Origin of the sequence: Saccharibacillus deserti, assembly GCF_013618475.1 — a bacterium.
Lineage (GTDB): Bacteria > Bacillota > Bacilli > Paenibacillales > Paenibacillaceae > Saccharibacillus > Saccharibacillus deserti.
Window position 1 is genome coordinate 550,396 of record NZ_JABJVN010000002.1, and the last position, 17,128, is coordinate 567,523.

Annotated in this window: 12 protein-coding genes; 8 read left to right on the top strand and 4 right to left on the bottom strand. The window is 57.2% G+C overall.

Annotated elements, in window-relative coordinates; genetic code table 11:
• The first annotated feature begins 43 nt into the window (after positions 1-43).
• Complete coding sequence (locus HOP44_RS08485) at positions 44-1,105, top strand: glycosyl hydrolase 53 family protein (protein ID WP_172252387.1); 1,062 nt, start codon at positions 44-46, stop codon at positions 1,103-1,105.
• A gap of 85 nt (positions 1,106-1,190) precedes the next feature.
• Here the strand turns inward: HOP44_RS08485 and ybaK are convergent, their stop codons facing one another.
• A complete protein-coding gene (ybaK, locus tag HOP44_RS08490) occupies positions 1,191-1,673 on the bottom strand; it encodes a Cys-tRNA(Pro) deacylase (RefSeq protein WP_172252389.1) in 483 nt (160 codons plus the stop codon).
• A gap of 227 nt (positions 1,674-1,900) precedes the next feature.
• Between ybaK and htpG the strand changes: the two genes are divergently transcribed.
• From htpG to HOP44_RS08505, 3 genes are all read left to right on the top strand, one after another.
• Positions 1,901-3,781: a molecular chaperone HtpG gene (gene htpG, locus HOP44_RS08495; RefSeq protein WP_172252391.1), complete on the top strand. Its 1,881-nt coding sequence runs from the start codon at positions 1,901-1,903 to the stop codon at positions 3,779-3,781.
• 476 nt (positions 3,782-4,257) lie between these two features.
• Positions 4,258-4,833: a DUF6097 family protein gene (locus HOP44_RS08500; protein WP_172252393.1), complete on the top strand. Its 576-nt coding sequence runs from the start codon at positions 4,258-4,260 to the stop codon at positions 4,831-4,833.
• Positions 4,834-5,115: 282 nt separating this feature from the next.
• The gene (locus tag HOP44_RS08505) at positions 5,116-8,505 is read left to right on the top strand and encodes a DEAD/DEAH box helicase (RefSeq protein WP_172252395.1); all 3,390 of its coding nucleotides are present in this window, start codon (positions 5,116-5,118) and stop codon (positions 8,503-8,505) included.
• A gap of 76 nt (positions 8,506-8,581) precedes the next feature.
• On the opposite strand, the gene HOP44_RS08510 is transcribed toward HOP44_RS08505, so the two are convergent.
• Together HOP44_RS08510 and HOP44_RS08515 are read right to left on the bottom strand one after the other, a co-directional pair.
• Positions 8,582-10,294, bottom strand: coding sequence for a methyl-accepting chemotaxis protein (locus tag HOP44_RS08510; protein WP_172252397.1), 1,713 nt, complete (start codon positions 10,292-10,294; stop codon positions 8,582-8,584).
• Positions 10,295-10,550: 256 nt separating this feature from the next.
• Positions 10,551-10,712 carry a hypothetical protein gene (locus HOP44_RS08515; protein ID WP_172252399.1) on the bottom strand — a complete coding sequence of 54 codons (162 nt, stop codon included), beginning with the start codon at positions 10,710-10,712 and terminating at the stop codon, positions 10,551-10,553.
• Positions 10,713-11,234: 522 nt separating this feature from the next.
• On the opposite strand from HOP44_RS08515, the gene HOP44_RS08520 reads away from it, so the two are divergent.
• On the top strand, positions 11,235-11,837 hold the full coding sequence (locus tag HOP44_RS08520; RefSeq protein WP_172252401.1) for a hypothetical protein: 603 nt from the start codon (positions 11,235-11,237) through the stop codon (positions 11,835-11,837).
• A gap of 121 nt (positions 11,838-11,958) precedes the next feature.
• Here the strand turns inward: HOP44_RS08520 and HOP44_RS08525 are convergent, their stop codons facing one another.
• A complete protein-coding gene (locus HOP44_RS08525; RefSeq protein WP_172252403.1) occupies positions 11,959-14,145 on the bottom strand; it encodes an ATP-dependent Clp protease ATP-binding subunit in 2,187 nt (728 codons plus the stop codon).
• A 372-nt stretch (positions 14,146-14,517) separates the two neighbouring features.
• On the opposite strand from HOP44_RS08525, the gene HOP44_RS08530 reads away from it, so the two are divergent.
• Genes HOP44_RS08530 through HOP44_RS08540 form a run of 3 tightly spaced genes read left to right on the top strand, consistent with a single transcriptional unit; the run spans position 14,518 to position 17,128 of the window.
• Complete coding sequence (locus HOP44_RS08530; RefSeq protein WP_172252405.1) at positions 14,518-15,330, top strand: MerR family transcriptional regulator; 813 nt, start codon at positions 14,518-14,520, stop codon at positions 15,328-15,330.
• On the top strand, positions 15,317-16,084 hold the full coding sequence (locus tag HOP44_RS08535; protein ID WP_172252407.1) for a GNAT family N-acetyltransferase: 768 nt from the start codon (positions 15,317-15,319) through the stop codon (positions 16,082-16,084). Before HOP44_RS08530 ends, HOP44_RS08535 begins: the two co-directional genes overlap by 14 nt.
• A gap of 3 nt (positions 16,085-16,087) precedes the next feature.
• Complete coding sequence (locus HOP44_RS08540; RefSeq protein ID WP_172252409.1) at positions 16,088-17,128, top strand: alpha/beta hydrolase family protein; 1,041 nt, start codon at positions 16,088-16,090, stop codon at positions 17,126-17,128.

Genomic DNA, 17,128 nt, shown 5'->3' on the forward strand with positions numbered 1-17,128 from the left:
AGTCCATGTTTGTAAACGAATTTTGCCTCGGGGAGGATCATACATGAACAACAGAAGATGGCTCAAAACCGCTGCGCTCACGCTGCTGTGCATCCTGCTTCTGCTGCCGGCCTGGACGGTTGGCGGAGCGAACAGAGTTTCGGCCGCTGCGCCGGCTTTTGCCAAAGGAGCCGATATCAGCTGGGTTGCGGGGCTGGAAGCGAAAGGGCAGGCCTGGAAAGACAAAACCGGCAGGCAGAAAGACATTTTGCAAATTCTGCGCGACGATTACCAGATCAACTCGGTTCGGATCCGCGTGTGGGTCAATCCGAATATGAGCGACTACGCAAGCGGATATCTCAATGCGGAGAAAGCGGCCGAACTTGCGGCACGTGCCAAGAAACTCGGCATGAGCGTCATGCTGACGCTGCATTACAGCGATTCGTGGGCCGATCCGGGGCAGCAGACCAAACCTTACGCCTGGCGAAACCTGAATTTCACCCAACTGATGAACGCGGTATGGAGCCATACGGTCTACGTCATGAACACGATGAAAACTAAAGGCGTCACGCCGGATTGGGTACAGATCGGCAACGAGACGAGCGACGGCATGCTGTGGCCCGACGGAAGGGCTTCACAGGGCGGGATGAAAAATTACGCCTGGCTGGTGAATACGGGTCATAACGCGGTCAAATCGGTCAGCAGCGGCACTAAAACGATCGTGCACCTGGCGAGCGGCCACGATTCGGCGCTGTTCGAATGGAATATCGGTGGCCTGACCGACAACGGCGCCGCGTTCGACATGGTCGCGATGTCGCTCTATCCGGCGACGTCCGACTGGGAGGCGAAAGTCAATCAAGCCGTCCAGAATGCGAACAATATCGTCGCCAAGTACAACAAAGACGCGATCGTCACGGAGATCGGACTGGAATACGACCAGGCCGCCGTGACCAAAAGCTTTATCGCGGACATCAAACAGAAGATCCGCAGCCTGCCAAACGGACGCGGCAAAGGCGTGTTCTATTGGGAACCGGAAGCGCCTCCGGGCTACAACGGCGGTTACAACAAAGGCGCTTGGGGAGCCGACGGCAAGCCGACGCAGGCATTGGAAGGATTCCTGAACTAAGATAATCCGTCACAAGAAAAGCGCACGAATCGACCCGATGCGAGAACGGGCGGTTTGTGCGCGCTTTTTGGCTTCCAGGCAGGAGTCACTTAATCAGATCCGCAAAAGACGCCTGCGCCGCCGAAGCCAGATCGCCGGGTGCAAGCTTCACCTGCAGTCCGATCTTTCCGGCGCTGACGGCCAGATATTCCAGCATTTCGCCGCTTGTATCGATAAAGGTCGGGAAATGCTTTTTCATGCCGATCGGCGAGCAGCCGCCGCGTACGTAGCCTGTCCATTTCTGCAAATCTTTCAGCGGCAGCATTTCAATTTTCTTTTCTCCCGCGGACCGGGCCGCTTTCTTGAGATCCAGTTCTTCGCCGACCGGGATCACGAAGACGTAACCGTTGTTTCCCGCATGGGCGACCAGGGTCTTGAATACCGTTTCCGGGGCCAGCCCTATTTTTTCCGCGACGGCCGTGCCGTGGATCTGCCCGTCCTCGTTGTCGTAACTGAATGTTTCGTAACCGTTCCCCAGTTCTTCGAGCCTGCGCATCGCATTCGTTTTGTGCATTTTGGGTGCGGCCATGCCTTATTCCTCCTTCATTTTTCTCTATATCTATTGTAGCCAACCCGTTAGGGCTGCGCAAAAAGGTTTCCCGGCGCCGCGTTTCTTGACATGAAATTTCAACAGTGCTATAAATGGAATTGGATTAGCACTCCGTCAAAACGAGTGCTAACAACGGGGAGTACATCCTAAAGGAACCGGCTCGCCTGTCAACCTATACTTTCGACCCAACGGAGGGGAAATCACGCATGGAAAAGAAGCAGTTCCAGGCCGAATCGAAACGCCTGCTCGAAATGATGATCAACTCCATTTACACGCAAAAGGAAATCTTCCTGCGCGAACTGATTTCGAACTCGAGCGACGCTATCGACAAAATCTATTATCGGGCGCTGACCGACGAGAATCTCTCGTTCGATCCGGAAAATTACTACATTAAACTGTCCGTCGACAAAGAAAACCGTACGCTGACGCTGACCGACAGCGGTATCGGCATGACCCGCGAAGATCTGGAGAACAATCTCGGCGTGATCGCCAAGAGCGGATCGCTTGCTTTTAAAAAGGAAAACGAAGCCAAAGACGGCCACGATATCATCGGCCAATTCGGCGTGGGCTTCTATTCGGCGTTCATGGTCGCGGACCACGTCGCCGTAACGAGCCGCGCGCTCGGCGAGACCCAAGCTTACAAATGGGAATCCGACGGTGCCGACGGCTACACGATCGAACCGGCGGAGAAAGCCGAAGTCGGTACGCAGATCGTCCTGACGATCAAGACCAATACGGAAGACGAGAGCTACGACGAATTCCTCGAAGATTACCGTCTGCGCTCGATCGTCAAGAAATATTCCGACTTTATCCGCTACCCGATCAAAATGGACAATACCGTCCGGGTATCGAAAGAAGACGCCGAAGGCGAATTCGAAGAGCGGATCGAAGAAGAACAAGTGAACAGCATGGTGCCGATCTGGCGCAAAAATAAAAGCGAGCTGACCGAAGCGGACTACGAGAACTTCTATGCCGAGAAGCATTACGGATTCGACAAACCGCTGTCGCACGTACACATCAACGCCGACGGCGCCGTCGTGTACCGCTCGATCCTGTTTATCCCGGAAACGCCTCCGTTCGACTTCTATTCCCGCGAATACGAAAAAGGGCTGGAACTGTATGCGAACGGCGTGCTGATCATGAACAAATGCGCCGACCTGCTGCCGGATTATTTCAGCTTCGTCAAAGGGATGGTCGATTCCGAGAGCCTGTCGCTGAACATTTCCCGGGAAATGCTGCAGCATGACCGCCAGCTCAAACTGATCGCCAAAAATATCGAAAGCAAAGTCAAAAGCCAGCTCAAATCGCTGCAAAAAGACGACCGCGAGAAGTACGACAAGTTCTTCGAAGCGTTCGGCCGCCAGTTGAAATACGGAGTATACAGCGATTACGGCACGCACAAAGACGCCCTGCAGGATCTGCTTATGTTCTACTCTTCGACCGAAAAGAAGCTGGTGACGCTGGACGAGTACGTATCCCGCATGCCGGAAGAACAGAAGTATATCTACTACGCGGCAGGCGCTTCGCATTCCCGGATCGAGAAGCTGCCGCAGACCGAAATGGTCGCGGACAAAGGCTACGAGATTCTGTACTTCACGGACGATATCGACGAATTTGCCGTGAAAATGCTGATGAATTATAAGGAAAAAGAGTTCCGCTCCGTATCTTCGGGCGACCTGGGTATCGAAGAGACCGAAGAAGAGAAGCAGGATGAAGCGGAAGCGGCGGGCGATCAGGAGCTGTTCAGCTACATGAAAGAACGCCTGGCCGGCAAAGTATCGAACGTGCGCGCTTCCAAACGGCTGCGTTCGCACCCGGTCTGCCTCAGCTCCGACGGCGAAGTGTCGATCGAGATGGAGAAAATTCTCAGCATGATGCCGGACAATCCGAACGTCAAAGCGGAGAAAGTCTTGGAAGTGAACGTCAACCACGACGTGTTCGCTTCGCTCAAGTCTTCGCTTGAGAGCGACAAGTCCAAGCTGGATCTGTACACGGACCTGCTGTACAATCAGGCGCTGCTGATCGAAGGACTGCCGATCGAAGATCCGGTCGAGTTTACGAATCAGATGTGCAAAATTATGATTTAAGGGGGAAAAGACCGGGCGGCTCCGGGAAAGATCGGTTCCGGCCGCTGTTTCGATCGGGAAGCTGAATTAGGTTTCGAAGGAGGCTTCCCGATCTCAAAGGCGAACACTGTCGTTCCTGCACCCGATCTTTCCCTCCGCCGCCCGATCTTTTCTTGGATTGGAAAGGGAAAAGAGAAGGGCGGAAGAAAAAAACGGACCGGTTTCCTTCGGGAAACGGTCCGTTTTTTTGTGGGAAAGATATTGTATGGAGGGGCTCCAAACCTGCCTTCGGTTCGATTATCCCGGGAATCCGTAACCAACCGGGCATTTTTGATCGTTTTTCGACAGCAACCCGGACGTAAGACCTCGACAATTCGATCAAACGAGCAAGCTTTGGGACCAAAGCCCGTCGGCCGCGAGGAACTTCTTTTCCCTGGTTGTTTCCCCTATACTGGAAGCAATTAAGAGACGAATGGAAAAGAAGGAGGACAATCCGCATGAGTTTGATGAGGCACGCGATGCTGGGACCGCAGGAATCCCGGATCACCGGTTCGCATTTATCGGCGGCGCAGCGGCTGATCGATTACTATTTGCTGCCTGTCGAAAAAGAAAACTGGAACTTCAGCAAGCAGATGATCCATCTGGAACGGTACGCGGGCGAGGTGGGATTCGAACGGGCGGCTTCCCGGCTGCGCCTGGCGGATTATGCGCTGCACGGATTGTCCTTGTCGATTCTGTTTCTGATTCTGGGCACGGCGGGGCTGGATCTGGTCTGGCCTGCTCTTGAACTGCGCGAGACGGTATTTGCCGGAGTCGCGGCCAACCTGGAAGCGGCCATGCTCGCGGTTGCGGCGCTGCTGATGCTGGTTGTGGCTTTGATGGGTCTGCGCCGTTCCCTGGGCAGGGAACAAGAGAAGCATCTTGTGCTGCTGTGGCAGCGTGTGCTCGAAGTCGTCAATCCCGCGCTCGATATGCCTGCGGATTCGCCTTACGAATTGTCCCAGGCGCTGAACGACTGGATGAACCGTCAGACGGCCCGGGACGAAGTCGCGAACCCGGACAGTCTGTTCTGATCTGTACATCTCTATCGGAATCGGTCACGGCGCAGGCGCGTCCGATTTCGTCGAAGCCTTAAGCGGTTTTCGAACGGGAGCTCCCGTCGGAAGCCGCTTTTTGCCGCGCGGAAACAGAAAAAGACACCCGCTTCCCGGAGCTAAAACAGGCATATGGGCTGCACAGGATGATACGAACACGATGCAAACAGTTTGTTCTTCTGGTACACTGGGACTCAGACTAAACGCGATGGGGGAGAAGCCTTGAGAGAGCGGGCATCGGAAGAACGATGGAACGAAAAGATGATCAAATCGTTGTGCGGGGCAGGTCCTTATCGCAAAGGCGAGACCCTGTTTCAAGCGGGCAAAGTGGAGCTCTGCCGGCTGCCCGAAGAAGGCCCCGGCGTATACGAGGCTTTTGTCCGCGACGGAGAACTTCTGCATATCACGATACGCTTCGGAGCGGACGACGGGTTGTTTGCGGAATGCGAATGTTCGGCGGGATTCGCTTTCGATCGCGGCTGCAAGCATACGGCCGCGGCTTTGCTGCAGCTGCTGCATTTGCGTAGGCAAGGCAAGCCGCCGGGAGCACTCCGAAAAAGCGAAGGCGATTCCGGGCAGGCCGAAGATGAAGAAGCGGATCGGACAGACGATTTCCCGATCCTCCCGGAACGTACGGAGATGCTGCCCGCAGCCGCCCGGACTCCGCAAACCGGTCGGTCCGGATCCGCCGATGCCGACCGTCCCGAAGACCGGCTGGTCGGCCGCGTCATGGATTTGTTCCGTCAGCAGCCGAGAGCGCTGGCCGGCTCGCGTTCGATCTTCGAGTCGCGGCGGGAGCTGACGGCGGAATTCCGGATCTCGCCTTATCCGCACGGACCGCGCCGGGGACTGCTCGGTATCGAACTGCGGGTCGGCTTCGAACGGACATATGCCGTGCCGGATATCCGCGAGTTTTTGGTCCGATTCGAACGGGGAGAAATCTATACGTTCTCGCGCCATTTCACGTACGATCCGTCGCGCGACTGCTTCGGTCTGCGCGACGATGCCGTGCTGCTGCGGTTGGCCGAGATTCGGCGCAGCGAGAAGATGCAGCGCGCTTCCGCAGGTGCGCTGTATACGGGCGAGATCGGCGATCCTCCGTCGCTGCCGCTGCCGCCGCATGCCTGGGACGGACTGTTTCCGCTGCTCGAAGCGGCCCCTTTGTCATCGATTCGAAGCGGCAGCCGTACCTATCCCGGTGTGGAACTTTCAAGCGACCCGCTGCCGCTGCGCTTTGAGTTCGAACGCCGCGGGGCAGAGGACCGATCGCTGCGCATGACCGCACGCGGCATGGCCGATACGCTTGTGCTGGAATCGTACGGACTGACGCTGCATGCGGGGCAGTTTTACCGGTTGGGGACCGCGGAAGCCCGCCGTTTGGCCGATCTGCAGCAGATTCTGCGCATGGAAGAAGAATCGGGAGGCGACGCGGAACGCGTGACGATTCCCCAAGCGCAGGTCGAAGCTTTTATGGAGAGGGTTGTACCGGGCCTGATGAAACTCGGCGACGTCTTCATGGATCACAGCGTGTCCGATCAGGTGGTGCGGATTCCGCTCGAAGCCCGCGTTTATCTGGATCGGGTGGCCGATCGCCTGCTTGCCGGATTGGAATTCCAATACGGCGATATCGCGATTAATCCTCTTGAACGCGGAGGAGACCGGCGCGGGGAGAGACGTATTCTGATTCGCGAAGGCGGCAAAGAACTGCAGATTCTCGAACTGATGGAAAATGCGGGCTTTACCCGGACGGAGAGCGGCTACTATATGCAGGAAGAAGAGCGGGAATTCGCTTTTTTGCATACGATTGTTCCGCATCTCGAACGGCTGGCGAAAGTGTACGCGACCACATCCGTCAAGGAACGGGTCATCCGCGTCAACCCGCCGCCCAAGATCGCGGCGCACTTTGACGAACGCACCAACTGGCTGGAATTCCGCTTCGAGATCGACGGGATCCCGGAAGCGGAAATCCGCGATACTCTCGCGGCCCTGCAGGACAAACGCAAATATTACCGGCTGCGCAGCGGGGCCCTGCTGCCGCTGGAGACGCAGGCTTTCCGCACACTGTTGGAGTTTCTGAACGGAAACCGGCCTTATCTGTCCGAAGAAGATTCGGCTGTATTTCGTCTGCCGGCTGCGGAAGGACTGCATCTGCTGGCCGAAGCATCCGGCACGGCAGACAGCCTGATCCGGGCCGATCGCGGACTGCGGCGGCTGCTGGACAGCCTGCGCAGTCCCGACCTGCTCGATTTCCCCGTGCCGGAATCGATGCTTCCGGTGCTGCGCGATTATCAGCAGACCGGCTACCGCTGGCTGAAGACGCTGGCGCATTACCGGCTCGGCGGCGTACTCGCCGACGACATGGGGCTAGGCAAGACGGTGCAGAGTATCGTCTATCTGCTGTCGGTGCTGCCGGAGATCCGGCAGGGCGGCCGTCCTGCCCTGGTCGTCGCACCGGCTTCGCTGCTCTACAATTGGCGCAGCGAACTGGAACGCTTCGCGCCGCAGATCCGCGCCGCGGTCGCCGACGGAACCAAGGCCGAACGCGAAGCGGTGCTCCGCCTGGCCGGAAGCGGGGAGACGGATGTACTGATCGTCTCCTATCCGCTGCTGCGCCGGGATCTGGCGCAGTATGAGCGCCTGGATCTGCACACGCTGGTGCTCGACGAAGCCCAGGCGATCAAGAATCCTGACACGCAGACGGCCCGCGCGGTCAAAGCGCTGCGTGCCGGCTTCCGCTTCGCGCTGACCGGTACGCCGATCGAGAACTCGCTCGAAGAGCTGCGCTCCGTATTCGATTCGGTCCTGCCGGGGCTGTATCCCGACCGCAGAAAGTTTGCGGAACTGACGCGCGAACAGATCGCGAAGCGGGCGCGTCCGTTTCTGCTGCGCCGGCTCAAGTCGGACGTACTGGGCGAGCTGCCGGAGAAGATCGAGTCGATTCGGGTGACCGAACTGCTGCCCGAACAGAAAAAGCTTTATGCGGCCCATTTGGCGAAGCTGCGCTACGAGACGCTGGAGCATTTGGACAACAGCGAAGAACTCGGCCGCAGCCGGATACAATTTCTGGCCGGGTTGACCCGGCTGCGCCAGATCTGCTGTCATCCTGCGCTATTCGTAGACGATTACGCCGGCCGATCGGCCAAATTCGAGCAGCTGCTGGAGACCCTGGAAGAATGCCGCCGCGCCGGACGGCGAGTCTTGGTCTTCTCCCAGTTTACCGAGATGTTGGGCCTGATCCGGCGGGAACTGGGATACCGCGAGATGCCGTTTCTGTATCTGGACGGCAGCACGCCTTCCAGGGAGCGGGTCGAACTGTGCGATCGGTTCAATGAAGGCGAGCCGGACATTTTCCTGATCTCGCTCAAAGCCGGAGGCACCGGACTCAATCTGACCGGCGCGGATACGGTCATTCTCTACGACCTCTGGTGGAACCCCGCCGTGGAACGGCAGGCCGAAGACCGCGCGCACCGGATGGGACAGACGAAGGTGGTCCAGGTGATCCGCCTGGTCGCCAAAGGCACGGTCGAAGAGAAGATGCACGAACTTCAGCGGAAAAAGACGGCTTTGATCGGCGACGTAATCCGTCCCGGCGAAGACAGCATCACCTCGCTGACCGATGCCGACCTGCTCGATCTGCTGAATACGGACTAACAAAAAGGACGGCGCATAAACGCGCCGTCCTTTTTTGATTCGGTTGAGAGCCATTCGCCTGGCAAAAGGGCCGCGATCAGATCTTGAAGCGTTCGATCGAGGTTTGCAGATCTTGGGCCAGTTTGCTGAGATAAGCGGCGGAACCGGTCACTTCCTGGACGGAAGCGAGCTGTTCTTCGGTGGCGGCCGCCACGCTTTGAGCCATGTCTTTGGAACCCCCGGCGATTGCGGCGGACGATTCTACGGTAGCCAGTACCTGTTCCGAGCTTGCGGACATCTGCTCGGTTACGGCGGAGACTTCATGCAGCTGTACGGACAGGTTGCGCGTGCTGCTCATGATTCCGTCGAATACGCGGGAAACGTCGTTCATGACGACCCGGCCGTTCTCCGCCTGATTGCGGCTGAGCTCCATGCTTTGGAACGCGATTTTGGTCTCCGATTGAATATCATGGATGAGGCTTGAGACGCCGGATGAAGATTCCTGGGTTTGTTCGGCCAACTTTTTCACTTCGGCCGCGACGACCGCGAATCCGCGACCTTCTTCGCCGGCCCGGGCCGCTTCGATTGCCGCGTTCAGCGACAGCAGGCTGGTCTGATCGGCGATCGCTTTGATGGTATCCGTGATCTCGCCGATACTGGTCGATTTTTCGTTCAGCGAAGTGACGACTTCGGACAGGCTTCCGATCGAGCGGTGGATTTGTTCCATTTCGCGAATAGCTTCTTCCAGCTTACGGTGGCCCTGCATGACATTGGCTTCCGAATCCTGGGAATCCGATGCCAATTCGGTCGCCGACTCGGCAATCCGCTGGATCCCTACGTTCATTTCTTCCATCGTGCGGCTCATTTCGACAGTGCCGCGCGCCTGGGCCTCGGTTCCGTCGCTGATATCCTGGATTTGCGAAGAAATATGTTCCGTGGCCTGGGCACTTTGTTCGGAACTTGCGAGCAGCTGCTCCGAGCTTGACGCGAGCGTCACGGCGTTCTCCGAAATTTGCTTGACCAATGCGCCCAGCGATTCGACCATCGTGTTGTAGGACTGGGTCAGGGCTCCGGTTTCATCTTTGTACAAGTGAGTGCCGACGGCCGTAAAGTCTCCGTCCGCCGCCTGCTGCATCAGCTCCTGCAGTTTGCGAATCGGACCGGTAATGGAACGGATAATGATCAGAGAGAGCAGGATCAAGATGATAACCGCCGCAGCTACGCAGACGATGCTGACCGTTTTGGATACGGCACCGGCCTGGATATTCTTTTCATTGCTCTGCTTCGCGGAATCTTCGGCCAGGTTGGCCAACTTGATGTACATGGCTTCGGTCTCGTTCTTTTTGGGCTGCAGTTTAGTCAGATAAAGCTGGTAGGCTTCGGCGTTGCGGTTGTCCAGAGCCGCGTTTGCGACTTCGTCTTCGAACGCGCGGAGTTCTTTGCGGGAACCCATGATCGTGTCGTAAACGGTCTGCTCTTCCGTATTCAGACCGAAATCTTCGTATGAGGTGAGGAGTTTGGAATTTCTGTCGAACGTTTCTTGGAAATGCTGGTTGAGGAGCAGGTTTTGTTCCGGGTCTGTATTTATCATGAGCTGAAGCATGTCGTTCATGATGCTATTGAAATTTGTCATGACCTGGTTGATCGATTTGACTTTCCTCAGGCTTTCTTCGTACATGGCACGCGAATTGGCCGCCATCTGATTGACGTATACAAAGCTCACCGTACCGATCACCAGCAGAAATACGATAGCCGCCGCATTCAAAATGAAAAGCTTGGAACGAAGCTTAAGGTTGCGAAACACATTCATCTTGTCACTCTCCATTGTTTTAAAGTAGGCCGATCCGCAGGCTAACCCCTGCAGACTGCCGGGTTTATTCTCTTATGTCATATTTATCGGTATATACGGGTAACAGGTTAGCGAGGAAGATAGGAGGTTTTTCTTAATTTTGCGAAACGGAACGGACTATTTTTTGGAATCCGGCCATGCAAAAAAAGACGCCGATTGGCGTCTTTTCCGCAAAAACGATATTCTTCATCGTTTATCCGCTTGTCGTCGGTCTGCATCAAAAGAAGAAAGTCCGATCCGCACCGAACAAGATGCCCGCATCCAGGCGAGCCTGCTCGGCCGCTTCCATGACGACAACGGAACGACGCAGGGCTTCCAGGCCATGTTCCCATTGGCCCCCGTGGTACATGGCGGCGAACGCCCGGAATTCTTGGCTCATATGATTGTCCGGCACCTCGAACGCAAACGTTTCTTCGCGGTCTTTCGTTTGGAGGGTGACCGAACTGCACAGATTGGGCGGGCCGTATGCTGCCGCTCAGATAGTCGTCGTAGCGGCCCGAGCGTTTGGAGAAGCGGCTCTGCACAAGGCGGATCGGCCCGATCTGCGGCAGCAGCTCGCGGACGTGCAAATAATCCGGCGAATACGGAGTAACCACGGCTTCGAACACATACAGGGCACGGCTTTCCGCCAGGCGCAGCAGCTCCCGCCGCAAGACTCTGCTCGCGTACGCAGACGGCGGTGACGTTAATCTCTTCGATATACCGCAGGGCATCCAGAGCCACCCGTACGATCATTCCGCTGTCGGTGATTCCAATTTTCATTATGTGTTCCTCTTTTCCAAGAATGGGTGTAGGACTGTCATACTTGCGCGAGTGATCCCGTCTAATCTATTAAAGGAGCGATTGGCCCGATTTGGACGGCCATCTGCGTTCCCAATCCCCTATAGAGGAGTGTTTTCCCATGAAATCCATCCGCAAAATAGTCGCGCTGACCGCTTCTGTGATTCTGGCCGCGCCGTTCGTTTCTTCCGATTCCGGTTTGTTCGCAAATCGGGCCCAAGCCGCGGTGCAAGCCGACTCTTCCGCATCCGTCAGCTCGCGTCCGGAGACCCAATCGTTTTCCTTAATGATCAAAGGGAAAAACGTGGCCCGCAAAGCCCAATTGAAACAAGGAAACGGCTATTCGCTGTATGTGGCCGGGGGATACACGTTCAGTCCCGCGAAAAACAAGCTGTACCTGACCGATTATCCGGCCTACCAAGCGCAGATCGAACCGCTGCCGGCGGGATTCGATATCGACAAGCTGCGTAAGCAGGGCCAAACGGAATTGAAAAAGTACGGCAAAGTCAACAGCTATGCAAACGATCAATTGTTCGAAAGCCCGATGGCTTCGGCGGCTCTTTTTTTGCAGACGAGCGGCACGAAAGGCATTCATAACTACATCGTCTGGACTTCGGCAAAAGGGGATTCGTATCTGCTGCGCGTCAGCGTACCGGAAAGCGGATTTGCCGGAACGTTTAATCAGATCGCTTCGACGTCGCTGTCCACCCTTTTGCGGAACTAACCATCCGCTGTAACCGTCCGTCGGCGCACAAAAAAAGCTGTTCCCGAACCGGTTACCGGTCAAGGAACAGCTTTTTGGTAGGCAGCGGCAGGCTGCTCGGCAGGCCGCTGGTTTATCGAATTTACATTTCTTTGCGGAGGACGGCGGACATCTCTGCCGGAGCGTCGTCAGCGCGGCTCACGCGAATACGGTCTTCGTCCAACGTAACGCGGACAGCCGTCACTTCTTCTTCGTCCAGCAGCAGATCGGTAATACCGTCTTCGACATGCTGCTGAATCATGCGGCGGAGAGGGCGGGCGCCGAAAGCCGGATCATAGCCGAGTTCCGCCAGTTTGCGTTTGGCTTCGTCCGTCACTTCGAGCGAGATGCCGCGCGTCGACAGATTGGCCGAGATCTCGCCCAGCATATTGTCGACAATCACGATCAGATCTTGCTCCTTGAGCGAAGCGAACGGTACGATGCTGTCGAACCGGTTCAGGAACTCCGGACGGAAGTAACCGCCGAGCGAGCCGAGAATCGAACGCGTTTCGTCGGTCTTCGCCGTAAAGCCCATGGTGATCTTCTTCTCGGCGGCCGAGCCGGCATTGGAGGTCATGATGATGACCGTATCTTTGAAGCTGACCGTACGGCCCTGGCTGTCGGTCAGGCGGCCGTCTTCCATCACCTGGAGGAACATATGCTGCACATCCGGGTGGGCTTTCTCGATCTCGTCGAGCAGGATGATGCTGTACGGATTGCGGCGGACTTTCTCCGTCAGCTGGCCGGCTTCTTCATGGCCGACGTAGCCCGGAGGCGAGCCGATCAGTTTGGACACGGAATGGCGTTCCATGTATTCGCTCATGTCGAGGCGGATCATCGATTCGCTGCTGCCGAACAGCTCGTCCGCGAGCGCTTTGGACAGTTCGGTTTTGCCGACGCCGGTCGGTCCGACGAACAGGAAGGATGCGATCGGTTTGCCGCTGCTGCGCAGGCCGGCCCGTCCGCGGCGAACCGCTTTGGACACTTTGTCGACGGCTTCGGTTTGACCGATGACGCGGCTTTCCAGACGAGCGGACAGATTTTTCATTTTGCCGCGTTCGTCCGCCTGCAGTTTGCCGACCGGAATACCGGTTTTGCGTTCGATGATCGCTTGAATATCTTCGACGGATACTTCAAGGACTTCTTCGCCGGAAGGTTCGCCGCCGAGACGTTTGTTCAGGACGGTTTCTTCGTCGCGCAGTTTGGCGGCGCGTTCGTAGTCTTCTTCGCGGGCGGCGGCGTCTTTCTCCAGTTTGATCTGCTCCAGGCGGGCCTGGATCTCGTCGCTGCCGCCGGTGGAAGCGCGCAGGTTCAGCTTGGCGCCGGATTCGTCGAGCAGGTCGATCGCTTTGTCGGGCAGGAAGCGGTCCTGCACGTAGCGGCTCGACAAACGCACGCAGGCTTCAAGCGTCTCGTCGGAATAGCGGACGCCGTGGAACTGTTCGTATTTCGGACGCAGTCCCTGAAGGATCAGGAACGTTTCTTCGGCGGTCGGTTCGTTGACCATGACCGGCTGGAAGCGGCGTTCAAGCGCGGCGTCTTTCTCGATATGGCGGTATTCCTTGAGCGTGGTGGCGCCGATGACCTGGAGTTCGCCGCGTGCGAGTACCGGCTTGAGAATATTGCCCGCGTCCATGGAGCCTTCCGCGGAACCCGCGCCGACAAGCAAGTGGATCTCGTCGATGAACAGCAGGATATTCTGGCGCTGTTCCAGCTCGGCGATCAGCTGTTTGACCTTTTCTTCGAATTGTCCGCGAATGCCGGTTCCGGCGACCAGCGAAGCCACGTCCAGCGAATAGACTTCTTTGTTCAGCAGCTTCGAAGGCACCCGGCCTTCGGTGATCCGCAGCGCCAGTCCTTCGGCGATCGCGGTCTTGCCGACGCCCGGTTCCCCGATCAGTACCGGATTGTTCTTGTTCCGGCGGTTGAGGATCTCGATGACGCGGTCGATTTCTTCATCGCGGCCGATTACGGTATCGATCTTGCCGTCCCGCGCGGCATCGTTCAGATTGCGTCCCAATTGGTCCAGCAGGCCGCCGCGTTTGCCGCCCTGAGCGGAAGGCTGCGGACGCTGCGAAGCGCCGTTCGACGCTTGATTCGACTGCATGAAGCCGCGGAACATTTCTTCGAACGAAGACGGACCGGAAGGACCGAATCCTGCCGTGAACGGTACGCCGCCGTTGACTTTGGCATAGCAGTCTTCGCAGAGAAACATTTTTTCGGATTTATTGTTAACGGTGAGGCTGAGACCGACGGTCGCTTGATTCTGGTTACAGTGTTGACAGCGCATGAAGGCATGCCCCTTTCAGGTTTGGATTTATAAGTGGATGTGTGTGAACCTATCTCGAAAAACGGCCGCTTCCTCCGCAAAAGAAAAAGAAGCAGCCGGAGTAGGGGGAAGCGAAAGTCAAAGGGGGAAGCGAACGAAGATCAGACTCGAACAGACTCGAAGGGTTCTTTTCAAGGGAAGAGTTTGATCTTTCGCTCTGACTTTGACTTTCTTTGACCTTATTATACCGCAATAAAAAGCAGAGTCAATAGTTTTTCGGTTATTTTTAGTAAGTTTATTGTGAAAGGTGGGTTAGGCTTTGAAAAAGGCTTGACCTTAGGTCTGACCCAACCTTTATAGTGAAAGCAGAAGGTCGGCGAAAGGGGTTCGAACATGAGCGACTTTTTGAGTATTCGGGAGTTTGCCGAGATGATGGGCGTATCGATTCATCAGGTGCGTTATTTCGAGGAAAAAGGGCTGCTGCTTCCCGCTTATGTCGAGCGAAACGGATACCGCCGCTACGGGACCGGGGAAATGTACCGGCTGGCGCATATCCTGCTGCTGCGCGAGCTGGACGTTCCCGTGGCGGAAGCCGGCCGGGCACTAAGCGAATACGGGGAGGAAGAATACGAAGAGCTGATCGGAACTTCGCTTGAGCGGGTTCGCGGAGAAATCGCCAGGCTGCGGCGGCTGGAACGATTTACGGAGGAACTGCTGCAGGAACGAAACCGGAGCAGGGTTCCGCAGACCGAGGGAGAGCTGAAGTTTCGTCCGCTTCGGCGGCTGCGGCGCTGGGCGACGCTTGCTGCGGACGGACAGGGGCCGACGGCAAGAGAGCTATTGGAGGCGTCCGAACGTCCGGAGCGTTTGTTCGAGACGGATTTGTTCTATGTAAGGCAGGGGCTGGAAACGGCATTGTATTTCGAACCGACAGACGGCGCTCCGGGCCAAACGGACGATCTGCTGCTGGGAGAAGGGTTATACTGGTGCGAAACTTTTGCGGCGGCGGACGACAGCGAGGTCGAGCTTCGGATCGAAGCGGCCTGCGGGCAGGTCCGCGAACGGTTCGGCCTGCAGCCGGACAGACTTATCCTGAAGGAGAAATCCTATCTTTCCCTGTTCGGAGGCGAAGCCGTGCAGATGGAGCTGGAGATTCCCGTCGGAGCGCGGAAAGGCCAGGAGGAATCGGATCATGGAAACGAATAAACCGTCTGCCGGCAGGGAAGAAGGGCTGTCGGAAAAGGAGCCGACCGGATGCAAGCTTCTCCGCCGCGAATCCGGTCCCGGAGACCCGCCGGCGATGCCATGTATTCGGATTGCGGCCTGCGACGCCCGGAGCCACGAAGAGATCTGCGCCTTGTTGGCCGAGGCTTTTCACGCCAAGTTCCATACGCTGCTGCGTCTGGATCACCGGCGCACGGCGCAGCTGCTCGAGCGGGCTTGGCCGTTTGAACAGACGAACGGAACGCGGCAGTTTGGCGTGTTTGACGGAAGTTCCCCGCCGGAGGACGGAGGAACGCCGCTCGGCACGATCGCACTCAAACGGCACCCTGACAGCCTCAAGGGCGGCAGGCAGGACTTTGTCAAACAACCGGACCTGCTGCCTCTGCTGCGGGAATTCGGACCGGTCGCCGGACTGAGGTTTGCAGCCGGGATGGCGGCACTCACTTACGAACCTCCGGCGGGAGAATGTTATATCGAACATCTTGCCGTACGGCCGGACTGCCGGGGTCTTGGATTCGGAAGGCTGCTGCTGGAACACGCTGCGGATTTTGCCGAAACGGCCGGATTCGGCAGCTTGTCGCTGCATGTGTCGCAGCGGAGCGAAGCCGCAGTCCGGCTGTACGAGAAAGCCGGCTTTGAATCCGTGCGCACCGAACGGCGGAGGTTGTGCGGGTATCTTTTGGGGGAGCCGGAGTGGAAGTTCATGATTCGCGGAATAAGAAAAGAGGAGAGTTGAAGCATGAAGAAAACCGGGAAAAAGAAGCTGTGGATCGCAGGCGCTTCCCTCCTGCTTGCCTTGGCGGCGCTTGCGGTCTGGGCGGTCGTCGGAAATACGTACCGTATGGAAGAACGTCCGGTCGTGATCGAGACGCCGCAAGGCCGTCTGACCGGCACGCTTGCCCTGCCGGAATCGCCGGACGGCCCGGTGGGGCTTATCGTGTTCGTACATGGCGACGGCCCGACGAATTCGACTTACGACGATGGATATAAGCCGCTGTGGGAAGCTTTTGCCGCGGAAGGTTATGCTTCGCTGTCGCTCGACAAACGCGGAGTAGGCGGTTCGGAAGGGGATTGGCTGGATCAGGATATGGAAGACCGGGCACAAGACACGCAGCTTGCGATCGACTGGGCGCGTTCGCAGCCGGAAATAGACCGCTCGAGAATCGGTCTATGGGGCGCCAGCCAAGCGGGGTGGGTGATTCCGAAGATTGTGCGAGGCGAGCCGGATCTGGCATTCAGCATTCTGGTCGCACCGGCGGTGAACTGGATCGAACAAGGGCGTTACCACACGCGTCGGACGATGGAGCGCAGCGGATCTTCGGCGGAAGAAATCGCGGCAGCCGAGCGGAAGAACGCCGACGTGCTGAAGCTGCTGCGGCGCGGGGCTTCTTACGAGGAATATCTGCGGGAAGCCGCTTTGAAGGATACGGAAACTTTATCGAGAGAGCGCTGGACGTTCATTTTGAAAAATTTCGAGTCGGATTCCGCCGCAGAACTGTCCGCATTCAAACATCCCGTGCATCTGGTACTCGGCGGACAGGATCTCAATGTCGATTCCGACGATACCGAAACGGTCTACCGGGCGCATATCCCGGCGGAGCTGCTGAGCGTGACGCAGCTGCCGGAAGCCGATCACTCGATGCTCAAACGCGGCTTGGCCGAGTCGGAGACGCTGACGACCCTCACCGCGATCTGGATGCCAAAAAAATTGTTCGACGACGGATATTTGAGCGATATGCGGCAGTTCCTGCGTACAATGGAAAAAACACAAACCAACTAA